General features: G+C 43.1%; 17 protein-coding genes. 8 read left to right on the top strand and 9 right to left on the bottom strand.

The window, feature by feature from the left end; translation table 11 throughout:
- Positions 1-173 precede the first annotated feature (173 nt).
- Positions 174-896, top strand: a complete 723-nt coding sequence (gene yihA / locus H571_RS14200) for a ribosome biogenesis GTP-binding protein YihA/YsxC (RefSeq protein ID WP_084482670.1) — start codon at positions 174-176, stop codon at positions 894-896.
- On the opposite strand, the gene H571_RS0104300 is transcribed toward yihA, so the two are convergent.
- From H571_RS0104300 to argH, 5 genes are read right to left on the bottom strand one after another with little or no spacing between them, the layout of a single operon-like run.
- Positions 850-1,551 (bottom strand): DUF484 family protein, encoded by a 702-nt coding sequence (locus tag H571_RS0104300; RefSeq protein ID WP_027848233.1) that lies wholly within the window; start codon positions 1,549-1,551, stop codon positions 850-852. The genes yihA and H571_RS0104300 overlap by 47 nt on opposite strands.
- Positions 1,548-2,378 carry a diaminopimelate epimerase gene (dapF, locus tag H571_RS0104295; RefSeq protein WP_027848232.1) on the bottom strand — a complete coding sequence of 277 codons (831 nt, stop codon included), beginning with the start codon at positions 2,376-2,378 and terminating at the stop codon, positions 1,548-1,550. The genes H571_RS0104300 and dapF overlap by 4 nt, the downstream gene beginning before the upstream one ends.
- Before the next feature lie 12 nt (positions 2,379-2,390).
- Positions 2,391-3,641 carry a diaminopimelate decarboxylase gene (gene lysA / locus H571_RS0104290; protein ID WP_027848231.1) on the bottom strand — a complete coding sequence of 417 codons (1,251 nt, stop codon included), beginning with the start codon at positions 3,639-3,641 and terminating at the stop codon, positions 2,391-2,393.
- A 5-nt stretch (positions 3,642-3,646) separates the two neighbouring features.
- The gene (lptM, locus tag H571_RS15730) at positions 3,647-3,772 is read right to left on the bottom strand and encodes an LPS translocon maturation chaperone LptM (protein ID WP_084482668.1); all 126 of its coding nucleotides are present in this window, start codon (positions 3,770-3,772) and stop codon (positions 3,647-3,649) included.
- A complete protein-coding gene (gene argH, locus H571_RS0104280; protein ID WP_027848230.1) occupies positions 3,765-5,198 on the bottom strand; it encodes an argininosuccinate lyase in 1,434 nt (477 codons plus the stop codon). The genes lptM and argH overlap by 8 nt, the downstream gene beginning before the upstream one ends.
- 201 nt (positions 5,199-5,399) lie before the next feature.
- Here argH and H571_RS0104275 point away from each other — a divergent pair, with 201 nt between their 5' ends.
- The 5 genes from H571_RS0104275 to H571_RS0104255 all read left to right on the top strand — a co-directional run bounded on the left by H571_RS0104275 (position 5,400) and on the right by H571_RS0104255 (position 10,926).
- Positions 5,400-6,746 (top strand): sodium-dependent transporter, encoded by a 1,347-nt coding sequence (locus tag H571_RS0104275; RefSeq protein WP_027848229.1) that lies wholly within the window; start codon positions 5,400-5,402, stop codon positions 6,744-6,746.
- Positions 6,747-6,758: 12 nt separating this feature from the next.
- Positions 6,759-8,519, top strand: coding sequence for a sensor histidine kinase (locus H571_RS0104270; RefSeq protein WP_027848228.1), 1,761 nt, complete (start codon positions 6,759-6,761; stop codon positions 8,517-8,519).
- A 2-nt stretch (positions 8,520-8,521) separates the two neighbouring features.
- Positions 8,522-9,157: a response regulator transcription factor gene (locus tag H571_RS0104265; RefSeq protein WP_027848227.1), complete on the top strand. Its 636-nt coding sequence runs from the start codon at positions 8,522-8,524 to the stop codon at positions 9,155-9,157.
- A gap of 123 nt (positions 9,158-9,280) precedes the next feature.
- On the top strand, positions 9,281-9,922 hold the full coding sequence (locus H571_RS0104260) for a c-type cytochrome (RefSeq protein ID WP_027848226.1): 642 nt from the start codon (positions 9,281-9,283) through the stop codon (positions 9,920-9,922).
- Between the two features lie 11 nt (positions 9,923-9,933).
- Positions 9,934-10,926, top strand: a complete 993-nt coding sequence (locus H571_RS0104255) for a c-type cytochrome (protein ID WP_027848225.1) — start codon at positions 9,934-9,936, stop codon at positions 10,924-10,926.
- Between the two features lie 77 nt (positions 10,927-11,003).
- Here the strand turns inward: H571_RS0104255 and H571_RS14195 are convergent, their stop codons facing one another.
- Positions 11,004-11,513 (bottom strand): disulfide bond formation protein B, encoded by a 510-nt coding sequence (locus H571_RS14195; RefSeq protein ID WP_051168144.1) that lies wholly within the window; start codon positions 11,511-11,513, stop codon positions 11,004-11,006.
- A 192-nt stretch (positions 11,514-11,705) separates the two neighbouring features.
- Between H571_RS14195 and hexR the strand changes: the two genes are divergently transcribed.
- Positions 11,706-12,560 (top strand): transcriptional regulator HexR, encoded by an 855-nt coding sequence (hexR, locus tag H571_RS0104245; protein ID WP_027848224.1) that lies wholly within the window; start codon positions 11,706-11,708, stop codon positions 12,558-12,560.
- 8 nt (positions 12,561-12,568) lie between these two features.
- On the opposite strand, the gene H571_RS14190 is transcribed toward hexR, so the two are convergent.
- Positions 12,569-14,863, bottom strand: coding sequence for a putative bifunctional diguanylate cyclase/phosphodiesterase (locus H571_RS14190; RefSeq protein WP_051168142.1), 2,295 nt, complete (start codon positions 14,861-14,863; stop codon positions 12,569-12,571).
- A 165-nt stretch (positions 14,864-15,028) separates the two neighbouring features.
- On the opposite strand from H571_RS14190, the gene uvrD reads away from it, so the two are divergent.
- Positions 15,029-17,290 carry a DNA helicase II gene (gene uvrD, locus H571_RS0104235; protein ID WP_027848223.1) on the top strand — a complete coding sequence of 754 codons (2,262 nt, stop codon included), beginning with the start codon at positions 15,029-15,031 and terminating at the stop codon, positions 17,288-17,290.
- Between the two features lie 2 nt (positions 17,291-17,292).
- Here uvrD and H571_RS14185 read toward each other — a convergent pair whose 3' ends face one another.
- Together H571_RS14185 and H571_RS0104225 are read right to left on the bottom strand one after the other, a co-directional pair.
- Positions 17,293-19,593 (bottom strand): sensor domain-containing protein, encoded by a 2,301-nt coding sequence (locus H571_RS14185; protein WP_051168141.1) that lies wholly within the window; start codon positions 19,591-19,593, stop codon positions 17,293-17,295.
- A 5-nt stretch (positions 19,594-19,598) separates the two neighbouring features.
- Positions 19,599-19,973, bottom strand: a complete 375-nt coding sequence (locus tag H571_RS0104225; RefSeq protein WP_027848222.1) for a translation initiation factor Sui1 — start codon at positions 19,971-19,973, stop codon at positions 19,599-19,601.
- Positions 19,974-20,049: the final 76 nt, after the last annotated feature.

Below are 20,049 nucleotides of genomic sequence, written 5' to 3'. Positions count from 1 at the left end.
TTGCTAGTCTTTAAAATCATTTGTCCGTTAACTGGCACTAGCATCGCGCCTACGGACGGTGAGTGATAAACTATTAACCTTATTAGTTACCGCATTATAGCTAAGGCTTAAGCTAACTGGAATGCCAGTAGTCTAATCCCTTTTGTTTAATTTCTTGTAGATGACCCCTATCCATGCGTCAGGTTAAGAAAAAAAAGCCTTTTAAGAAAATTATTTATGAGCCTGCTTCCCAGCCTGTAAAAGTGCTGCAGCCCAAGCATTATAACGCTACTAGCTTTTTAATAAGTGCGCCAACGCTAGCACTTTGCCCCTTAGATGAAGGCTGGGAAGTTGCTTTTGCTGGGCGTTCTAACGCAGGTAAATCAAGTGCACTTAATTGTCTTACATCAGCTCGTTTAGCTAGAACAAGTAAAACACCGGGTCGTACACAGCTAATTAACTTCTTTAGTTTAGATGAACAGCGACGTTTAGTTGATCTACCTGGTTACGGTTATGCCAAGGTTCCTAACGCAATACGTAAAGACTGGGGGCAGCATTTAGGTGATTACGTTACTCAGCGCCAATGTTTAGCTGGCATGGTGATAATGATGGATATTCGCCACCCGCTAACGGATTTTGACTTGCAGCTTATAGATGTAGCGACGAGTCGGGACCTGCCCGTACATGTTTTGCTAACCAAAGCAGATAAGTTAAAACGTGGCCCAGCTGCCAACCAGTTACAAGCTGTACGTAATGAGTTGAATAAAATGGCAGGTGATTTAAGCGTACAGCTGTTTTCATCTTTGAAGAGCGATGGTACAGCTGAAGCTTGGGATAAATTAGATGCGTGGTTTGAGCTAGGTGCTTATGCTAAAACGCTTGATTCTTTGGCTGATGACGATGAATTAGAGCACTAACTATAGCGCCTAGGTATTCCACAAATAAAGTATCTTGCTGGCGGAAGTGATTGCTGGAAGGGTGAGCAATCACCAGCAGGCCAAGGTGGTTTGAATGACTTAAACGACAAACAATCGCCGAGCCCTGCTGCAATTCATCTAAGCCAAAGAGCGTTGCTTTTTTAGTATCTAGCTGTAAGTTTATTGAAGACTTATTAGCTAGCAAGGCTAGTTGGGCTTGCTGCTGTTCTTCCGTAGCTTTTGGAAGGTTTTCAATTTTGCTATGGCTCCAAACCCTTAGGTAAGGCAGATTAAAGTTTTGCTCTAGTTCTTCTTTAAGAAGCGTAACCAACTCTTCGGTATTTTCTGCTTCTAATAGCTTTACCAGTAACCGCTCAATACGCTTTAAGCGCTTTTCATTGTCTCGTGCAGTATTCAGTAATTGTTCATGATTTTGTTTATGCTGGTTGAGTTCTTGGCGTAGTAGTTTTAGTTGATAAAGCAGTAAGGATTCTGCTGAGTCACCACAGTTGTGATTTAACTGCATACTAGCCAGAATATTTTCTCGACCAATAAAAAAGTCACTATTTTGGCTAAGCCAATTAGCCACCTGTTCAGCGTTTAACACTTGATTTGTAGGGTTTTGTTTGTTTTGGTTGGGTGTTACCAAGCTCATAAGAAAATCTGTCCTTCAAAAACTCTTTGTACTGGCCCAGTTAGCTTGACTGAATGTCCTTCTCCTGGCCACTCAATTTGTAATCTGCCACCGGGTAATTGAATTTCAACACGTGAATCAAACCAGCCCTGTAATCGACCATAAACCATAGCCGCAGAAGCACCAGTGCCAGAAGCAAGAATTTCGCCTATACCTCGCTCATAAACCCTTAATCGCCCTTGCGTGCGAGAAAGCACCTGTAAAAAACCAGCATTTACTCGATTAGGAAAGTAGGGATGGTTTTCTATTTCTGCACCTAGCTTGTTAACCTCAGCAGTAGCTACGTCTTCAACACGCGTAATGGCATGGGGGTTGCCTATAGAAATTGCGCCAATCTCTATAGGTTGTTGAGCTAGGTTTAGCGAGTAGCTAATTGCTGGGGCTTCAACTTGAAAAGGTAGACTAGAAGGGTCTAAACAAGGCACTCCCATATCTACCGTTACATGACCCTTGTCATTCAAGGTTACAATTAATGGGCCACCAGCGGTTTCTACTTTTAGTGTTTTTTTGCAGGTTAGTTTTTTTTCATGCACAAAAACGGCAAAGCAGCGGGCGCCATTTCCTGAGTTTTTTTCTTCTGTACCGTCAGCATTAAAAATTCGGTAGCAGAAATCAAACTCAGGGTTAGATGGGGGGTCAACAATTAATAGCTGATCAAAACCTACACCAAGATTACGGTCAGATAAGCGACGTACATGTTCAGGGCGAAGTCTAACCTTTTGGGATATTTGATCTACCACCATAAAGTCGTTGCCTAAACCGTGCATTTTGGTGAAATGAACTAGCATTTTCTTAACTCATTATTTAGGTAAGCTATGCTCACCAGCCATTTGCTGTTCATAGCTTTCACGTTGGCGCACCAAGTGACGCTCTGCCCCATCAACAATAACTTCCGCAGGGCGATTGCGGCTGTTGTAGTTAGAGGCCATGGCAAAGCTATAGGCACCTGCTGAGGTTACAGCTAAAAGATCACCGGCTGTTAGGTTAAGCTCTCTGTCTTTACCTAGGAAGTCACCTGTTTCGCAGACAGGACCAACAATATCCCAAGTTTTATTTGAACCGTCTTCTTTTATTGAAGCAGGAATAATGCCTTGCCAAGCGTCATAAAGCGCAGGTCGCAAGAGGTCGTTCATGGCGGCATCCACTATGGCAAAGTTTTTCTCTTCGCCTTCTTTTAGGTATTCAACACGCGTTAATAGAATGCCTGCATTAGCAGCAATGGCGCGACCTGGCTCAAAAATTAACTCAAATTCACGGTCGCCTAGTTTCTCTAAAAGCGCTTCAACGTATTCGGCTGGAGAGGGGGGTGTTTCATCTTGATAACGTACACCCAAGCCACCGCCTAAATCTAGGTGACGGATTTCAATACCATCTTCTTTTAGTTGATCGACGAGTAGTAAAATGCGATCTAGGGCATCTAAAAAAGGTGATAGCTGGGTAATTTGCGAGCCAATGTGGCAGTCAACACCGATTACTTTAAGGTGTTGTAGCGATGAAGCTTGTTGATAAACCTCTCTAGCAAGTTCAAAAGCAATACCAAACTTATTGGCTTTTAAACCTGTAGAAATATATGGGTGGGTTTTAGGGTCAACATCTGGGTTTACCCGAATAGAAATGGGGGCTACCTGACCCATTTCTTCTGCTACTGCTTCTATGCGCAAAAGCTCTGGAATAGATTCTACGTTGAAGCATTTAATACCCACAGTAAGCGCACGGCGAATTTCATCGGTTTGTTTGCCTACGCCTGAAAAAACAACGCGGGCAGGGTCACCGCCAGCAGCTAAAACGCGTTCTAATTCACCTGCAGATACAATATCAAAACCTGCACCCAAACGAGCTAAAACATTAAGTACACCTAGATTAGAGTTAGCTTTAACAGCGTAGCAAATTAAATGTGGACGACCAGCCAAGGGTTCTGCATAGGCTTGGTAGCGCTCTTCTAAGCTGGCGCGGGAATAAACATAAAGCGGAGTACCAAACTCTTGTGCTAATTGTTGGACTGCTAAATCTTCAGCATAAAGCTGGTTTTCACGGTAAGTAAAAAATTCCATAGTCATTAAGCTCTTGTATCCTGAGTTAGTTTGGCTTCTGGCTCGGGTAGGTATAAGTCACCTTTTTGACCACAGCCAACGGCTAGTAGTAGGAGCAGGCTAAGCACAAAAAATTTAAAGACTTTACTCATCACGCTGAGCAACCAAGGCTAAAGCACGTTTAGCTGCTGCAGTGACTTGTGCTGGCGCAGTACCACCTAGATGATCTCTGGCTGCTACCGAGCCTTCTAGGGTTAATACATCAAACACATCGGCAGTAATAATGGTTGAGAATTGCTGTAATTCTTCTAAAGTCATTTCTGATAAATCACGGTTTTCAGCTACACCAAAAGCTACGGATTTACCAACAACTTCGTGTGCATCACGGAAAGGTAAACCTTTGCGAACTAGGTAATCGGCTAGGTCAGTCGCGGTTGCAAAACCACGGCGTGCAGCTTCACGCATTACATCACGGCGTGGCTCTAGGGCTGGAATCATGTCAGCAAAAGCCCGTAAGCAGCCTTTTACCGTATCAATCGTATCAAACAAAGGCTCTTTGTCTTCTTGGTTGTCTTTGTTGTAAGCCAAGGGTTGAGACTTCATAAGCGTTAGCAGACTCATTAGATGACCATAAACACGACCACTTTTACCGCGCACCAGTTCTGGCACATCGGGGTTTTTCTTCTGCGGCATAATGGAGCTACCCGTACAAAAGCGGTCTGGCAGGTTAATAAAGTCAAACTGGGAGCTGGTCCAAAGTACGAGTTCTTCACTCATGCGCGACATGTGCATTAGTAGAAGGGCAGCAAAGCTACAGAATTCAATGGCAAAATCACGGTCAGAAACAGAATCTAAAGAGTTTTCAGAAGCACGATCAAAACCAAGCAATTCAGCCGTTAAGTTACGGTTAATAGGGTAGGTTGTTCCTGCTAAAGCAGCAGCACCTAAGGGTAGAACATTCACCCTTTTACGTGTGTCCATTAGGCGCTCGTAATCACGCTGCAGCATTTCATTCCAAGCCAGTAGGTGATGGCCAAAAGTAACTGGTTGGGCAGTTTGTAAATGAGTAAAGCCTGGCATAATGGTGTTAGCTTCTGCAGCAGCTAGGGTAATTAAACCCGTTTGTAAGCGAGATAACTCAGCCGCTAATACATCAATTTCATCACGCAAATATAGGCGTACATCGGTGGCTACTTGATCATTACGTGAGCGGCCTGTGTGCAGCTTTTTGCCCGTAATGCCTATGCGTTCAGTCAAAGCGGCTTCAATGTTCATATGCACATCTTCCAAGCTAACTGACCATTGAAAGTTGCCACTTTCTATTTCTTGGCGAATGGCTTCTAAGCCTGTAGTTATATCTTTTAGCTCAGCCTCTGTTAGCACACCAACACGGGTTAACATGGTGGCATGAGCAATAGAGCCTTGAATATCATGGTGGTAAAGGCGCTTGTCAAAGGTTACCGAGGCAGTAAAACCCTCTACAAAGGCATCAGTAGGTTCGCTAAAACGACCACCCCAAGGTTTTTCGGTAGTAGTGGCTGGGTTGGTTTCAGTGGTAGGGGCGCTTTGCTGCGTCATGGGATATTTGGCTCCAAAAGCGATTATGTAATAAATAATAAAAAAGAATTGACTCAGTTTAACAGAGGCTTAGAAGAAAAGTCGCCATCTTGGGCTGGCTAAAATGCTCTTAACTTAGGTTTGCTGCAAATTGCTCAAGGCTATATTCTAACGCCCTGTTTGGTAAGCAATAAATATAAACATCCGATTTAAGGTAAATTTATGAACGCATCAACCAAAGTACATGCCCAGTGGTCATCCCGTATGGGCTTTGTGCTGGCCGCTACCGGCTCAGCAGTAGGTTTGGGCAACATTTGGAAGTTCCCTTATATGGTCGGAGAAAGTGGCGGCGCAGCTTTTGTGCTTGTTTACTTGGCCTGTATATTTTTAATAGGTTTGCCCATTCTTGTGAGTGAATGGTTATTAGGTCGCCGTGGGCAAAAAAACCCAGTAAATACCATGCGTGACTTAGCTGAAAAAAATAAGGCTAGCAAGGCTTGGGTTTTAGTGGGTATCAGCGGTGTGTTAGGTGCCTTTTTAATTCTTTCTTTTTATAGCGTGATAGGTGGCTGGTCACTGTCTTATATTAAAGATGCCGTGGTGAGTAATTTTGCTGGACAAGATGCCGAGGGTATTGGCGCTATCTTTGGTGGTTTGTTAGCCAGCCCTGTCACACTATTAGTTTGGCACAGCTTATTTATGCTAATTACTATAGGTATAGTGGCGCGTGGTGTTACTAAAGGGCTAGAAGGTGCTGCTACTGTTCTTATGCCTGCTTTAGCTGCGCTGCTTTTACTGCTAGTCATTTATGGTGCAACCACCAGTGGTTTTGGTCGTGCATTAACCTTTATGTTCAGCCCTGATTGGTCACAGCTTACGGGTGAAGTAGTGCTGGCAGCCTTAGGTCATGCTTTCTTCACCTTATCTTTGGGTATGGGCATTATGATGGCCTACGGTTCTTACATGGGTCAAAGCATCAACCTGCTACAAACAGCACGTACCGTGGTTATAATGGATACGGTTATTGCCCTTGCTGCTGGTATGGCAATTTTTCCTATTGTTTTTGCAGAAGGTTTAGATTTAAGCTCAGGACCCGGCTTAATTTTTGTAACCCTACCCTTGGCTTTTGGTAATATTACCGGCGGCTGGTTTGTCGGTGTCGCCTTCTTTGTTTTGCTAACCTTTGCAGCCATTACTTCAGCCATTTCTCTTTTAGAGCCAGTTGTCGAGTTCGTCGAAGAGCGCACACCTTTAAATCGTGTTAAGTCTACGCTTGTCTCAGGTATCGCTGCTTGGGCCTTAGGTTTGCTGGCACTCTTGTCATTTAATTTACTAGGCGACTTTTTAATTTTTGGCTTGAACATCTTCGATCTGCTTGATCAAGTCACCAGCAAATTTATGCTGCCTTTAACAGGTTTAGGCGGTATTGTGTTTGTAGCTTGGCATTTAGATAAAGAAAGCGTTCGTGAAGAGCTGGGTCTGGATATTTATGACTTTAGCCTATGGAATATGATTACTCGGTTTTTAGCACCTGTTGCTGTTTTAGTGGTGTTCTTCACTAACCTTTAATAAGGGTAAAGCATGTTAGGTAGAAGCCTAGGCGTTTTAATTTGCTTTTACCTACTAGCAATTACTGGTCTGCCAGCTTATGCCAGCTCAGTAATTGCACTAGGTGTTTTAGATTGGCGAGATGAAGCAAAAGCAGCCAGTAGTTGGGAGCCAACACTGGCTGCACTTAAGCAGCAGTTTCCAGACAAGCAAATAGAGCTACATCAGTTAAGCTTAGAAGGTATTGCTGACGCTTTAGCACAACAAAAGCTCGACTATGTCATTACCAATCCTGGGCATTACATTCAACTTAGCCAAACCTTCCAGCTAGCACCCTTAGCAACACTAAATAATCCCTTCTTTGAACTGGCTCAACAAGCCGTTGGCTCTGTTCTACTTGTGCCTGTAGAAAATCAAACTATTCATACCTGGCAAGATTTACAGGGGTTAAAATTAGGTGCGGTAACCTTTGATGCCTTTGGTGGTTTTCAGCTTATTTGGGATGAGTTGGCGCAAGAAGGCTTAGACCCTAAAAAAGATTTTGCACAATGGCAGCTAACTGGCTTTCCTATGGAACAGTTATTTGACCAGCTAGCCAGGGGTGAGGTTGATGGTATTATTGTGCGTAGTTGCTTGGCAGAAGTGTTAGCAGCAGAAGGGCGAATTAACCTTGCTGATTACCGTGTCATTGGTGAACGACAACATTCAGGTTACCCCTGTCTTACTTCAAGTCAGCTCTACCCCGACTGGCCATTTTTAAGCACTGGCAAACCGACTGCCGCTGAAGCCTCCCAAGTATTGCAGGCATTACTTAAGCCTAGAGAAGGTAAACCAGCCCAGTGGTCAGCCCCTCTTTCTTATCAGCCTGTTTATAATTTATTTGAACGACTACGCCTTGGGCCTTTTGAAGCCTTTCCGCACAACCCTCTATTAAACGCAGTTTACCGCTACCGTTACCTTTTAATGCTGGGTTCAGGATTACTAGTTTTATTATTTGCTCACCATATTCGAGTGGGTTACTTGGTGCGTAAACGTAGCCAAGCCTTAGAAGAAGTAATGCAAACCAACCAAGAAAAACAACAAGAGCTAGCCCACCTCTCTCGCTTTACCCTTATGGGAGAACTAGCATCAGGCTTGGCGCATGAATTGAATCAACCCCTAACAGCCATAGTTAATTATGCACAGGGCAGCCAGCGCTTATTACAAGCAGTAACTACTCAAGACTTTCCGCAAAAAGCAAACTTGTTGGCTGCGGCACAAAAAATAACTGCGCAGGGTGAACGCGCGGCAGAAATTATACGTAACCTAAGGGCCTTCATGCGTAAAGGCAGTAGCAGTCAAGAACAGCTAGACCCAAAAAAGCTACTGCAAGAAGTTAGGCTGTTTATGGAGGCCAGCTTGAAGCAGCAACAGGTTGAACTAAAGCTATATCTGCCAGAAGAGCTGCCGCACATAAAAGCCAACCGTGTTGAGTTTTTACAGATAGTTATCAATTTACTAAGTAATGCTTTAGATGCTATGCAGTTTAAGCTAGGCGGGAAAATAGCCATTCACCTTAGCCTAAACCTTGCCGCTAAGGTTTTAGTTTTTGATGTGATAGATGAGGGTGAAGGGCTAACGCCAGAAGCTAGTCAGCATATTTTTGAGCCTTTTTTTACCACGCGTACACATGGAATGGGGTTAGGGTTAAGTCTTAGTAGAAGCTTGGCAGCCGCTCAGGGTGCTAGACTTGAACTCCTCCCGCATTCAACAGGTGGTGTGTGTGCCCGCTTAGAGTGGCCTATAGTGAGTTAACTATGAATAAAACAGAGCTACCAGCCATCGTTTGGCTTTTAGATGATGAGCCACAGGTGGTTGAGTCTTTGCAGTGGCTACTGCAAACCGTAGGTTTAGAAACATGCACTATTAATAGCGCATTAGAGTTACTGAACCTACCTTTAGATCAGCAGCCAGGCTGCTTGTTGATGGATGTGCGTATGCCATTAGCTAGTGGTTTAGACCTGCTTCAAGCATTAAAAAAACAAAAAATCCTTTTACCTAGTATTTTAATGAGTGGCCATGCTGATGTAACTATGGCAGTTAGAGCAATGAAGCTAGGTGCTGCAGATTTTTTTGAAAAACCCTTTAATGACCAGCAATTACTCGACAGTTTACAAGCTGCGATAGCTAGCCACCGACTAGCACTCACTAAGCAACAGCTTTTAACCAAGCTAACACAGCGTTATGCAGAGCTAACAGAAAGAGAGCAGCAGGTTATGTTGCAACTCATTTGTGGAGTACAGGCTAAAAAAATAGCGGCTAACCTGAATATAAGCCCAAAAACAGTGGATGTGCATAGGCACAACCTAATGCAAAAAATGCAGGTTAATTCTTTGGCTGAATTAGTCCATGCAGCCATGCTACTGGGCTTGCCCTTAGCTTTTTCTTTTTAAGGAGTAAATCCACTAAAGGAAATCCCTAGTTGGGTGAATAATTTACTAGTACCTGTATGAGCACAAAGAAAGTAAGGTGATGATGGCTATAAAAGCTAGTTAGATAATAATGAGGGGAAGCTTATGGAAAGCAAAACTAAAATAAAGTTCAGTGCGTTGTTGTTAGGGCTATTTTTTAGCCTGCCAGTAGTTGCATTAGACGGTGATGCAGCTGCCGGAAAAGCAAGTTCTGCTATTTGTATGGCCTGCCACCAAGCTGATGGTAATGGCATGAATATCCCGGGTGGCGAATCTTGGCCGCGCCTTGCAGGAATGGATGCCAATTATATTTATAAACAGCTAGTAGAGTTTAAAAGTGGTAAACGTGTCAACGCCAGCATGGCACCTTTTGCAATGATGCTTAATGACCAGCAAATGAAAGACTTAGCTGTTTATTACAGTCAGCAATCAGCGGGTAAAGCGGCTGGTGGCGGAACCGATACTGAGCTACTAGCTTATGGTGAAAAGCTAGTTACTCAAGGTGACTGGGATCGCTACATCGTGCCCTGTGCTAGTTGTCATGGCCCTGGCAATAAAGGTGCTGGCGCACACTTTCCTGGTATTGCAGGCCAACATGCAGGCTATTTAGAAAGTCAGCTAATAGCTTGGCAAGAAGGCAAGCGCGACAATGATCCGCAACACCTAATGTTAGCTATTGCTGAACGTATGAATGATCGTGACATCAAGGCCGTAGCGGCTTGGTTGTCTACTCAGCCTGCACACTAAGGAGCATTATCATGAAAATTAAAAGTATTGCTCTGTTAGCTGGTCTAGTTTTAGCTATGAGCCTTAGCACTAGTGCACTAGCTAAGCAGGAGCTACGTTTCCCAATTAATATGCCCGAGCCTAAAGAAGGTCAGGTTGTTCATGTGCCACCAACAATGGATGATTTAGAAGCTTCTAACTTGCATCCTGAGTTAAAGCGAACCATTCGCCGTGGCTATGATTTATTTATGAATACCCAGCAGCTACGTGGTGAAAATGTCTTTAATGATATGAACTGCAAAAGCTGTCACATGGGTGAAGGTCGTTTACCTTTTGCTGCACCAGTTTGGCGTGCGGCTATAGCCATGCCTAACTTTCGTGGTAAAAACCAGCATGTTAACAACCTAGAAGAACGCATAGCTGGCTGTTTTGCTTTCTCTATGAATGGTAAACCACCCGCTTACGGCAGTGACGATATGATTGCTTTAACTTCATATCACCAGTGGCTAGCTAAGGGTTTGCCTATCTTTGAAAGAAAGAATTTCTATGGTGCTGGTTATCCAATAGAAAAAGCACCTAGTACACCTTCTTATGATCGTGGTAAGAAGCTATACACAGAAAACTGTGCTATTTGTCACTCAGATGATGGCAGCGGTATGCGAGTGGATGGCACACCCCACTTCCCAGCAGTTTGGGGTGATTTATCTTACAACTGGGGTGCGGGTATTTCACGTATGCATACGCTTGCTGGGTTTATTCGTAGTAATATGCCCTTAGGTCAGCCAATGACCATGAGTGTGCAGGAGTCTTGGGATATTGCCGAATACATTGATAGCCAAGAACGTCCGCAAGAACCACGCTTCACGGGTGATGTAAAAGATACCCGTGCCAAGTACCTAGATACCTTTCATAAGCACACTAACTATGGTTTAGAAAAGCAAGGTCGCTTGTTAGGTGACCATGAAAACTTTGGTGAAAAAGATTTTGTTAAGCCAGATAACCTACGCCCAAGAACTTTTAAATAACCACCACTAAGTAAAAGTTAGAGAAGCTTGATTAGCCCCCAAGTAAAGGTTAACCACTTAGGGGCTATTTTTTTATTTTATGCAGAAGACTTAGTTGGCTTAATTAGACTGTAAACTGCCAAACCACCTAGAAGAAGGTAACCTGCTAAACTCCACACAGGCAGAGGCAAGCCAAATAAGTTGGCAGCTTGAGCACAATCTGAAGAACCCACCAGCATTTGTGTTAAGGCTTCTTGTACTGGAAAAAAATCAAGTAGTGTTTCTACATCTAAGCCGCAACCCACACTTAGTGGATTTAACTTAATATATAGGTGGCGTAAAGCTATCCCTATGCCCGTTGCAGTAACCAAGGTAAAAGCAGCAATAAGCAACCAACGCATAAGCGTTATACGCTTTAGTAAAAATGCCACTAGGCTAAGTAAAAAGAAACCAACAAAAATACCGCGTTGCAACCAACAAAGTGGGCAGGGTAAAAGACCGGTAATTTTTTCATAAGCAACAGCCAAAACTAGAATTAAAGCCGAGCCTATTAAGGTGAGTAAGATGCCCTGCTGTTTTAGTAACTTAAGGCTAAAAAGTTTGTTCAAAAGGGTTCCCTTCTTCAAGTTAGCTGGGGTTTAACGCTGATTAATAGATATTATGCAGAATAGGCTGCATTTTTTATGCTAATGCTGCAAAATTGACTGCAATGTTCGACTAGAAAATATAAATTAGGTTCATACCTAAGGTCTGACATGGGTAGAACGGATAAATGTACCTTTTATAAGAATTGACTGAACGTGATTAATATTCTGGAACACCTACGTAATACGATGGACACCTTTCGCCGCTCAGAGCAGAAGGTAGGAAACTATGTACTGAAGAATCCTAACGAAGTGATTCACATGCGTATAGTCGATCTAGCCACTGAAGCTCATGTTAGCGAGCCAACCGTTGTACGCTTTTGTCGTGCGCTGGGTTGCGATGGTTTTCAAGACTTTAAGCTACGTTTGGCACAAGTATTGGCAACGGATATCAGCTTTGCTCAGTTCTCTATGAACGATGGCGATACCGTTGCAGAGTTTTCACGGAGTATTTTTGATTCAACAATTGGTGGATTGTTACAGGTTAGAGATAAATTAGAAACACCCAAGCTGCAAGAAGCGATTCATTTGCTTACCAATGCAAATCGAGTCGAGTTTTATGGTTTTGGTGCTTCGGGTGCGGTTGCAGTCGATGCACAGCACAAGTTTTTTCGCCTACAAATGTCGACCGCTGCCTACTCCGACCCTCACATGCAAAATATGTCAGCCGTTACCTTAAAACCAGGTGATGTGGTTGTTGCTATTTCACAAACTGGGCGTACTAAGTCTTTAATGCAAAGTGTGCAGCTAGCAAAAGAAGTTGGGGCAAATGTTATAGGTTTATGCCCTTCTGGTTCGCCCTTAGCAGATATGGTGACCTTGCCTTTATTTATGGACGTGCCAGAAGATACAGAAATTTATACACCCATGAGCTCGCGTATAGCGCACCTAGTAGTTATTGATGTTTTGGCGGTTGGTGTGGCAAAAATGCGGGGTCCAAAGCTAATAGAACACTTGCAGGTGGTTAAACGTAGTTTGCAAGGTTTGCGACTGCCAGACAGGTTGCGTTAAACACTGGCTTAATATTGCTGTTCTAGTAGTTGGGTAAAACTTTCTGCTGGAACAGGCTTACTAATAATAAAGCCTTGTGCAAAATCACAGCCTAGTTGTTTTAACTCCTCAAGCTGTTGTGAGTCCTCAACCCCTTCTGCAACAACCCGCATACCTAAACCATGGCCTAAGGCAATAATGGCACGAGTGAGCGTGCCCTGGTTTTTACTGCCTTGATCTGTCATTAAAAAGCTGCGATCAATTTTTAAAACATCTAAGGGAAAGCGTTGTAAATAGCTAAGAGAAGAGTAGCCAGTACCAAAGTCATCTATGGCAAGAGAAATGCCACGATTACGCAGGCTTTGCATTTCAACAATAGCGGCTTCTGCATCTTCCATAAGGGTACTTTCTGTTAGCTCTAGCTCTAACAGGCTGGCAGGTAATTCATATTTATTTAGCAACTCATCTACCTGTTGCACTAACGAGCCGCTATCGAGTTGTTGGGCGGCAATATTCACTGCAACCTGAATTTCTATGCCCTGATAGTACCATTGGGCTGCCTGTTGGCAGGACTGCTCAAGCACTTGTATGCCTAAGGTTTCAATTAAACCAGTGCGTTCAGCCAAGGGAATAAAGACGGCAGGTGAAATATAGCCTTGTTCTGGGTGATGCCAACGCGCCAAAGCTTCTGCCGCAGTGATTTTGCCAGTTTTTAAGTCTAGCTTGGGTTGAAAGTGAACTTCTATTTCGTTGGTTTCTAAAACTTTACGTAGATCTTGCTCTAAGCGCAGCAGCTCAAGGCTACTCTGACGAATGGTGTCGTTGTAAACCTGAATACGGTTACCACCTAAAGATTTGCAGCTTAACCTTGCTTGGTCAGCTTGGTTAAGTAGCACTTGTAACTCGTGAGCATGATCTGGATAGCTACTAATACCAACACTTAATGTAAGGCGTAACTCTTGGCGATCGACATTAAAGGGTAGGTGCATTTGTTCTTGTAGTTCTTCACTAAGCAGCAAGGCTTGATCTTCATCACCGTTAATAAGTACAGCAAACTCATTACCACCTGTACGTGAAATAATAACCGCACTGGTTAGTACATTAGAAATACGCTCAGCGGCAAGTTTAAGTAGCTTGTCACCGGCATGATGCCCCAAAGAGTTGTTGTAGGCTTTAAAGCGGTCTATATTAAAAACAATTAAGGACAGCTTTTCTTTATAAAGGCGTGCTTGAGCCAGCCTTTGATGCATACGATCATAAAACTGCCCACGATTAGCCAAGCCAGTTAACTCATCATATTCAGCTAGGTAGTTCAGCCTAGCTTCAACTTCTCTGCTTTGTGTTAAATCAGAAAAAATAGCAATAGTAAAAGGTTTTTGTTGAGAAGAGTTGAGAACTCTTACCACTCTTAACCACTGTGGGTAGCTTTCACCATTGGCACGCTGTTGAACTAGCTCGCCTTCCCAACGGCCTTCCATTTTTAAGCTACGAGAGATGGACTTATAAAAGTCGCGAGTAGCAGCAAAACAGTCGACTGACCAAAAATCTTTGTCTAGTAGTTCTTGCCGTGAGTAGCCCGTAATATCAACAAAGGCTTGGTTAACAAAAATTATTTTGCTGTCAGGACTAATAATATAGGTTGCTTCACCCGAGGACTCGAAGGCTTTCCAAGCCAGTTGCAAATAGTCGTCTTTTTCTTGCTCTTCGGTTATATCGCGGCGCGTACCTAGCATTTTTTTTGCGGTACCCGTTACGCTATTCCGCTCAACTACTTCACCATGGTCTTCTAGCCAGCGCCATTCCCCTGACTTGTGCTTTACTCTAAAGCGGCATTGAAAGTGAGCATTGCGGCCTTTAAGTGAATCTATCAGCGCTTGCCTTAAGCGAGGGTAGTCATCTGGGTGTACTAGGGGTTGTAAGTGCCCCATAAAGTGCGGAATTTCATCTTCTTTATAACCAAAAATATCAAAAAAGTGTGAATGGTAAATAGAATCTGTTTCTAAGTCCCACTCCCAAAGTGCTAGCTTGCTAGCTTCCATGGCTTGGCTAATTTTCTGGCGTTGATCTGCCAATTCGCTAAGGGTTGTTTGATGGTTAGCAATTTCTTGGTGGAGATTTTTCTGTTGGCTATAAAGAACGTAGCTGCCCGCGATTAATGGCAGGCTAAAGAAAGCAATTAAAGCAACTTGTAAAAGACTAATTGCGTTGGTGGTGTAGAAAAAAATAAACCACAGGGCAACTAGGGCTAAAAAAGCAGTGGCTGAGTAGTAGTGCAATATAAGGCGTTTTTTTGCACGCTGCTTAGTAAGATTATGTTTATCCATTTAGTACTCTGGCTTCCAATATTATTGTTATTCAGAAACGCACATCACATTTTATATCAGAGTAACAAGAGGTTAGCCATACAGAGTATGTTAGTATTTTGTATAATCTGCTGGCTTGAATTGACTCGCTTGCTGCTTTTTTAATCAAAATTGATTGGGCTTACCATGACCTCTGCTGCTTCTCACCCTTTGTTAAAAAACCTTAATCCTGCTCAGGCTGCAGTGGTTGCTGCACCACGGCAAGACTTGTTAGTGCTTGCTGGTGCTGGTAGCGGTAAAACAAGGGTCCTAGTACAGCGTATAGCTTGGCTAATTCGGCAAGAAGGCTTGTCTCCCCACGAAATTCTGGCAGTTACATTTACTAACAAAGCAGCCAAGGAAATGCGGCTAAGGCTAGAAACCGAGCTTAATATGAACCTGCGTAGTATGTGGGTAGGTACTTTTCATGGTTTAGCGCATCGCTTGCTACGCACTCATTGGCAAGAAGCTAAATTGCCTCAGCATTTTCAAATATTAGACAGCGACGACCAGTTAAGCTTGATTAAACGCTTAATGAAAGAGCTAAACATAGACACAGAAAGCACACCTGCTAAACAAGCTCAGTCTTTTATTAATGGCCATAAAGAAGAAGGCAGAAGGGCAGCCCATGTGCTATCTCTAGGCATGTATGAACGGCGCTTGCAAGAAATTTATCAAGCCTATGAAGACCTTTGTCAGCGTCAAGGCTTGGTTGATTTTGCAGAACTGCTTTTAAGGTCTTTAGAAGTTTTGCGAGATACACCAGCTTTGTTAAAACACTACCAGCAGCGTTTTTCTAACCTTTTAGTTGATGAGTTTCAGGATACTAACAGCCTACAGTATGCTTGGTTAAAGCTGTTACGAGGCGCTAATGGGTGCATTATGGCTGTGGGTGATGATGATCAGTCTATTTATGGTTGGCGCGGCGCTAAAATTGAAAATATTCATAATTTCACCGAAGACTTTGCAGGTTCACAATTACTTAAGCTAGAGCAAAACTACCGCTCAACTTCAACGATTCTAGATGCAGCCAATGCACTGATAAAAAACAATACAGGGCGCTTAGGTAAAGCACTCTGGACAGATGACCAAGCCGGCGACCCTATTCGTGTTTATGCAGCGTTTAATGAGCAGGACGAAGCCCGCTTTATTGTTGACATTATTGCCCAGCATGTAAAAGAAGGTGGTTTGCGTAGTGATTGTGCGGTGCTTTATCGCTCCAATGCCCAGTCACGCTCTTTAGAAGAAGCCTTTTTGCGTCAAGGCATGCCTTACCGTGTTTATGGTGGGCACCGTTTTTATGAGCGCATGGAAATAAAAAATGCTTTGGGTTACCTAAAATTAATGGTTAATCGCCAAGATGATGCAGCCTTTGAGCGCATTATTAATACCCCCACGCGAGGTATAGGAACGACCAGCCTAGAAAAAATTCGAGCCTATGCAAGGGATGAAGGCTTAGGTTTATGGGATGCCTCAGTTGAAATGGTGACTAAGCAATTACTCACGGGTAGAGCCGTTACCTCAGTACAGAAATTTATTGAACTGATTGAGCGAATGGATGAAGAAACGCTGCCTTTAAGCCTGCGTGAAAGCGTTGAGCTTACTTTGGAATTAAGCGAACTTATAGATTTTCATGGAAAAGAAAAGGGCGAAAAAGGCTTAGCAAGGGTAGAAAACCTTAAAGAGCTGATAAGTGCTGTGCATCATTATGAGCCTATTTTAACTTTAGAAGATGAAGCTAATGAAGCAATTAATCTTGAAGGACGCCAAGCCCTAGCCGTGTTTTTAACCGAAGCGAGTCTAGACGCAGGCGATAAACAAGCAGAAGAAGATGAAGATGCCGCACAGTTAATGACCCTGCATACCGCTAAGGGTTTAGAGTTCCCACTGGTATTTTTGGCAGGCATGGAAGAAGGTTTGTTTCCTCATTCTATGGCGATGGAATCAGGAGATGATGGCTTAGAGGAAGAGCGCCGCCTTTGTTATGTGGGCATTACCCGTGCTATGAAAACCCTTTACCTGACTCATGCAGAAACTAGGCGCATCTTTGGACAAGAAAAATACTGCCGCCCTTCACGGTTTTTAACCGAGTTACCTGCTGAGTTACTTAATGAAGTTAGATTAAGCGCTTCTGTTAGTCGCCCTATGCATTTTGCGAAGGACCGACCCAAGCAAGCTGGAGTGCGTGTGGGTGGTGTTGGTGCGGGCAATCCGTTAAGTGGCGCAAAAGAAAGTGCCGAAGCAGCCAATTTAAGAATTGGTCAGCGAGTTGAGCATAAAAAGTTTGGTATAGGCGTTATTTTGCATGCTGAAGGGCAGGGCGAGCGCACTCGCCTACTAATCAACTTTGAAGGGGTAGGGGAAAAATGGCTGGTGCTAGGTTTTGCCCCTTTAATACCTTTAGATTAAGCTTATTTTAACCGAGCCAGTAGCTGGTTTGCTGGTTCAGGTTTACCATAAAAATAACCCTGATGATGATTGCAACCTACCGAATAAAGGTAGGCTTGCTGCTCTTTTGTTTCTACACCCTCTGCTACAACTAGCAGGTTTAAATGCTTGGCTACAGCCATCATGGTTTCAATAAGTAGCGCATCACTTGAGTCATCGGGTAGTCCATCAACAAAGGAACGATCAATTTTTAATTCATTGATAGGTAGCTTTTTCAGGTAAGACAAAGATGAATAACCTGTACCAAAATCATCAATAGAAAAACTTATCCCTAGCTTTTGCAATTCCAGCATCCGTTTAGATGACTGGTTAAAGTCGGTAATTAGCAAGCCTTCTGTTACTTCTAAGGTTAAGCGTTTTGGGTCAGCGCCGGTTTCATCTATTAGTTGCTGAACCCGCTCAACAAAATCACAGTTACGGAACTGACGAGGGCTGATATTTACAGCAAAGGTTAAGCTAGGGTTAGCTTTCATGAGCAATAGAGTTTCTTTCAAAACCCATTCACCCAAGGGAATAATCATGCCGGTATCTTCGGCTAAAGGAATAAATTGGTCGGGTGGAATTAAGCCTTTTTCAGGATGTTCCCAACGTACTAAAGACTCAGTGCCGTAAACAACGCCATTTAGCTTGGTTTTAGGTTGTAAATAAAGGCGTAACTGTTGGCTTTCTAGGCCTTTTCTTAGCTCACCCTCTAGTTCAAAACGGTTCTCAACCTGAGTTTGCATGCTTGCTTTAAAGCGTCGCCAAGTTCCACGCCCTGCTTCTTTAGCGGCATAAAGCGCAATATCTGCTTCTTTAAGTAAGTCTGTAAAAGATCGAGTAAAGTCTGAATTAAAAGAAGCACCCAAACTGCAGCCAAGTAGGTATTCATTTTCACCAAGGCGAAGGGGGTGGGTGAGACTGCTTTGAAAAACTTCTAGGCGCTCTTCTAATTTTTGTTCAGCAAGTTTTAGGTCTGAGTCTTCTTGAATTAACAATAAAACAAACTCATCACCGCCAAAGCGAGCTAGGGTTTCTTTAGGCTGAAGTAAACCATTAAGGCGTTTTGAAATAGCAATGAGTAATTCATCGCCTTTGGTGTGTCCTAGCGCATCATTAATGTTTTTGAAGTGGTCTAGGTCAATAATTGCTAGCACCATGAGTGCTTTGCCTGCTTTCAGCTGTTTGGCGCTAGCAAGCAGTTTCTCTTGAAACAAATAACGGTTAGGCAGGTTGGTTAAAGGGTCGTAGTAGGCTAAAAACTCTATCCGCTGCTTATGTTGGTAATGCTCAGTAATATCGCGGCTTATCCCTAACACGCCAATAAACTGATTGTTTGCATCTAACAGGGGCGCTTTAATTTTATCGAGTAGGCGGTCTGAGCCATCGGGGAAACGTGTCCACTCTTCTAGGCGAACCTGATCACGAGTTTCTACTACTTGCTGATCTGCTTTGCGGTATTTGTTTGCTAAAGCTTCTGCAAAAAAATTAAAGTCTGTTTTGCCTAAGACAGAAGCTGGGGTGTGATTTACAAAATTAGCAAACTCACTATTACAACCTAGGTACTGACCTTCTTTGTTTTTAAAAAAGATCATTTCAGGAATGGAGTTAAGCAAGCCTTCAAGCATGGTCGTTTTTTCACGCAGCTTATGTTCTGCTTTGCGTCGGTTAAAAATATTCCATACAAGGAAAGCAATAATCACCAATAGAACAAAGGTAGTGATCCAGCGGATTTGGTTAATGCGCCCTTGGGTAGTGACTAGCTGCTGGTAACGTGATTCGGCTAGAGATTCTAAGCGGTCTTTGTACTCTAAAACACTGGCTTCAGCTATTTTTTTGCCAGTAATATCTAAGATAACGGAAAAGAGTAGCCTTTCACCTTTATCCGTTTTTAAGGGCCAGGAATAAACTTCAACAGTGCGTACTTCACCTGAAGCTAAACGGTGAGGAAAAACAAAGTAGTTGCGGTTTTCTTGTTCAGCGAGTTCTCGCTCAAGCTTTACATCTTCAGAGTCTAGCGCGTTAATTTTTTGAATATTAAGCTGCTTTAACTGCTCAATAGTGTAGCCATAAAATTTAGCAGCAGCTTTATTAGCATCGCGTATAGCACCAGTTTTAGGGTCGATAATCAGCATGGGTGAGCCATACTCATCAAAAAAACTTTCTGGTAATTGAGATGCGTAACCTTGGCCTATTGCTTGTGCTATTAAAATAAAAAAGGCGAGGACAGTAAAGACTGAATAAATAACCAACTTATTTTTTGAAAAAAAAGATTTAATGGACATAAAACCTAGCCACCACTTAGCTTAACTCGAAATCCCTTTGCTTCCAGTAGGGACTTAATGACTGTTCGTTGATCACCCTGAATTTCAATAATATCATTTTTTAAAGCACCGCCTGTTCCACAGCGTTTTTTTAGTTCAGCCGTTAAAGACTTTAATTCATTTTTATTCAAGGGCACACCCTGAATTGTAGTAACACCCTTACCTTTACGCCCAGAAGTTTCTCGGCGAAGGCGTACTATCCCATCGAGTGACTCTAAACGTTGCTGGTCAGCAAGTTCTGCACAGCAACAAGAGGTAAGTGATTCTTTACAGGCAGGACATAGCTTGCCTTGGTCAGTAGAATAGACTAAACCGCTTAACTGCTGCTGTAGAGAAGACATAAGAAATTCCAAGTTACCTAGCTGTAATGATGTAAAGTAACATATTTAAGTCAGGGTTAAACTACTGTTGTTTGAG

The organism is Marinospirillum minutulum DSM 6287 (genome assembly GCF_000422325.1).
Lineage (GTDB): Bacteria > Pseudomonadota > Gammaproteobacteria > Pseudomonadales > Halomonadaceae > Marinospirillum > Marinospirillum minutulum.
Note: the sequence above shows the minus strand (reverse complement) of the source record. Positions and strands in the feature narration are given on the sequence as shown.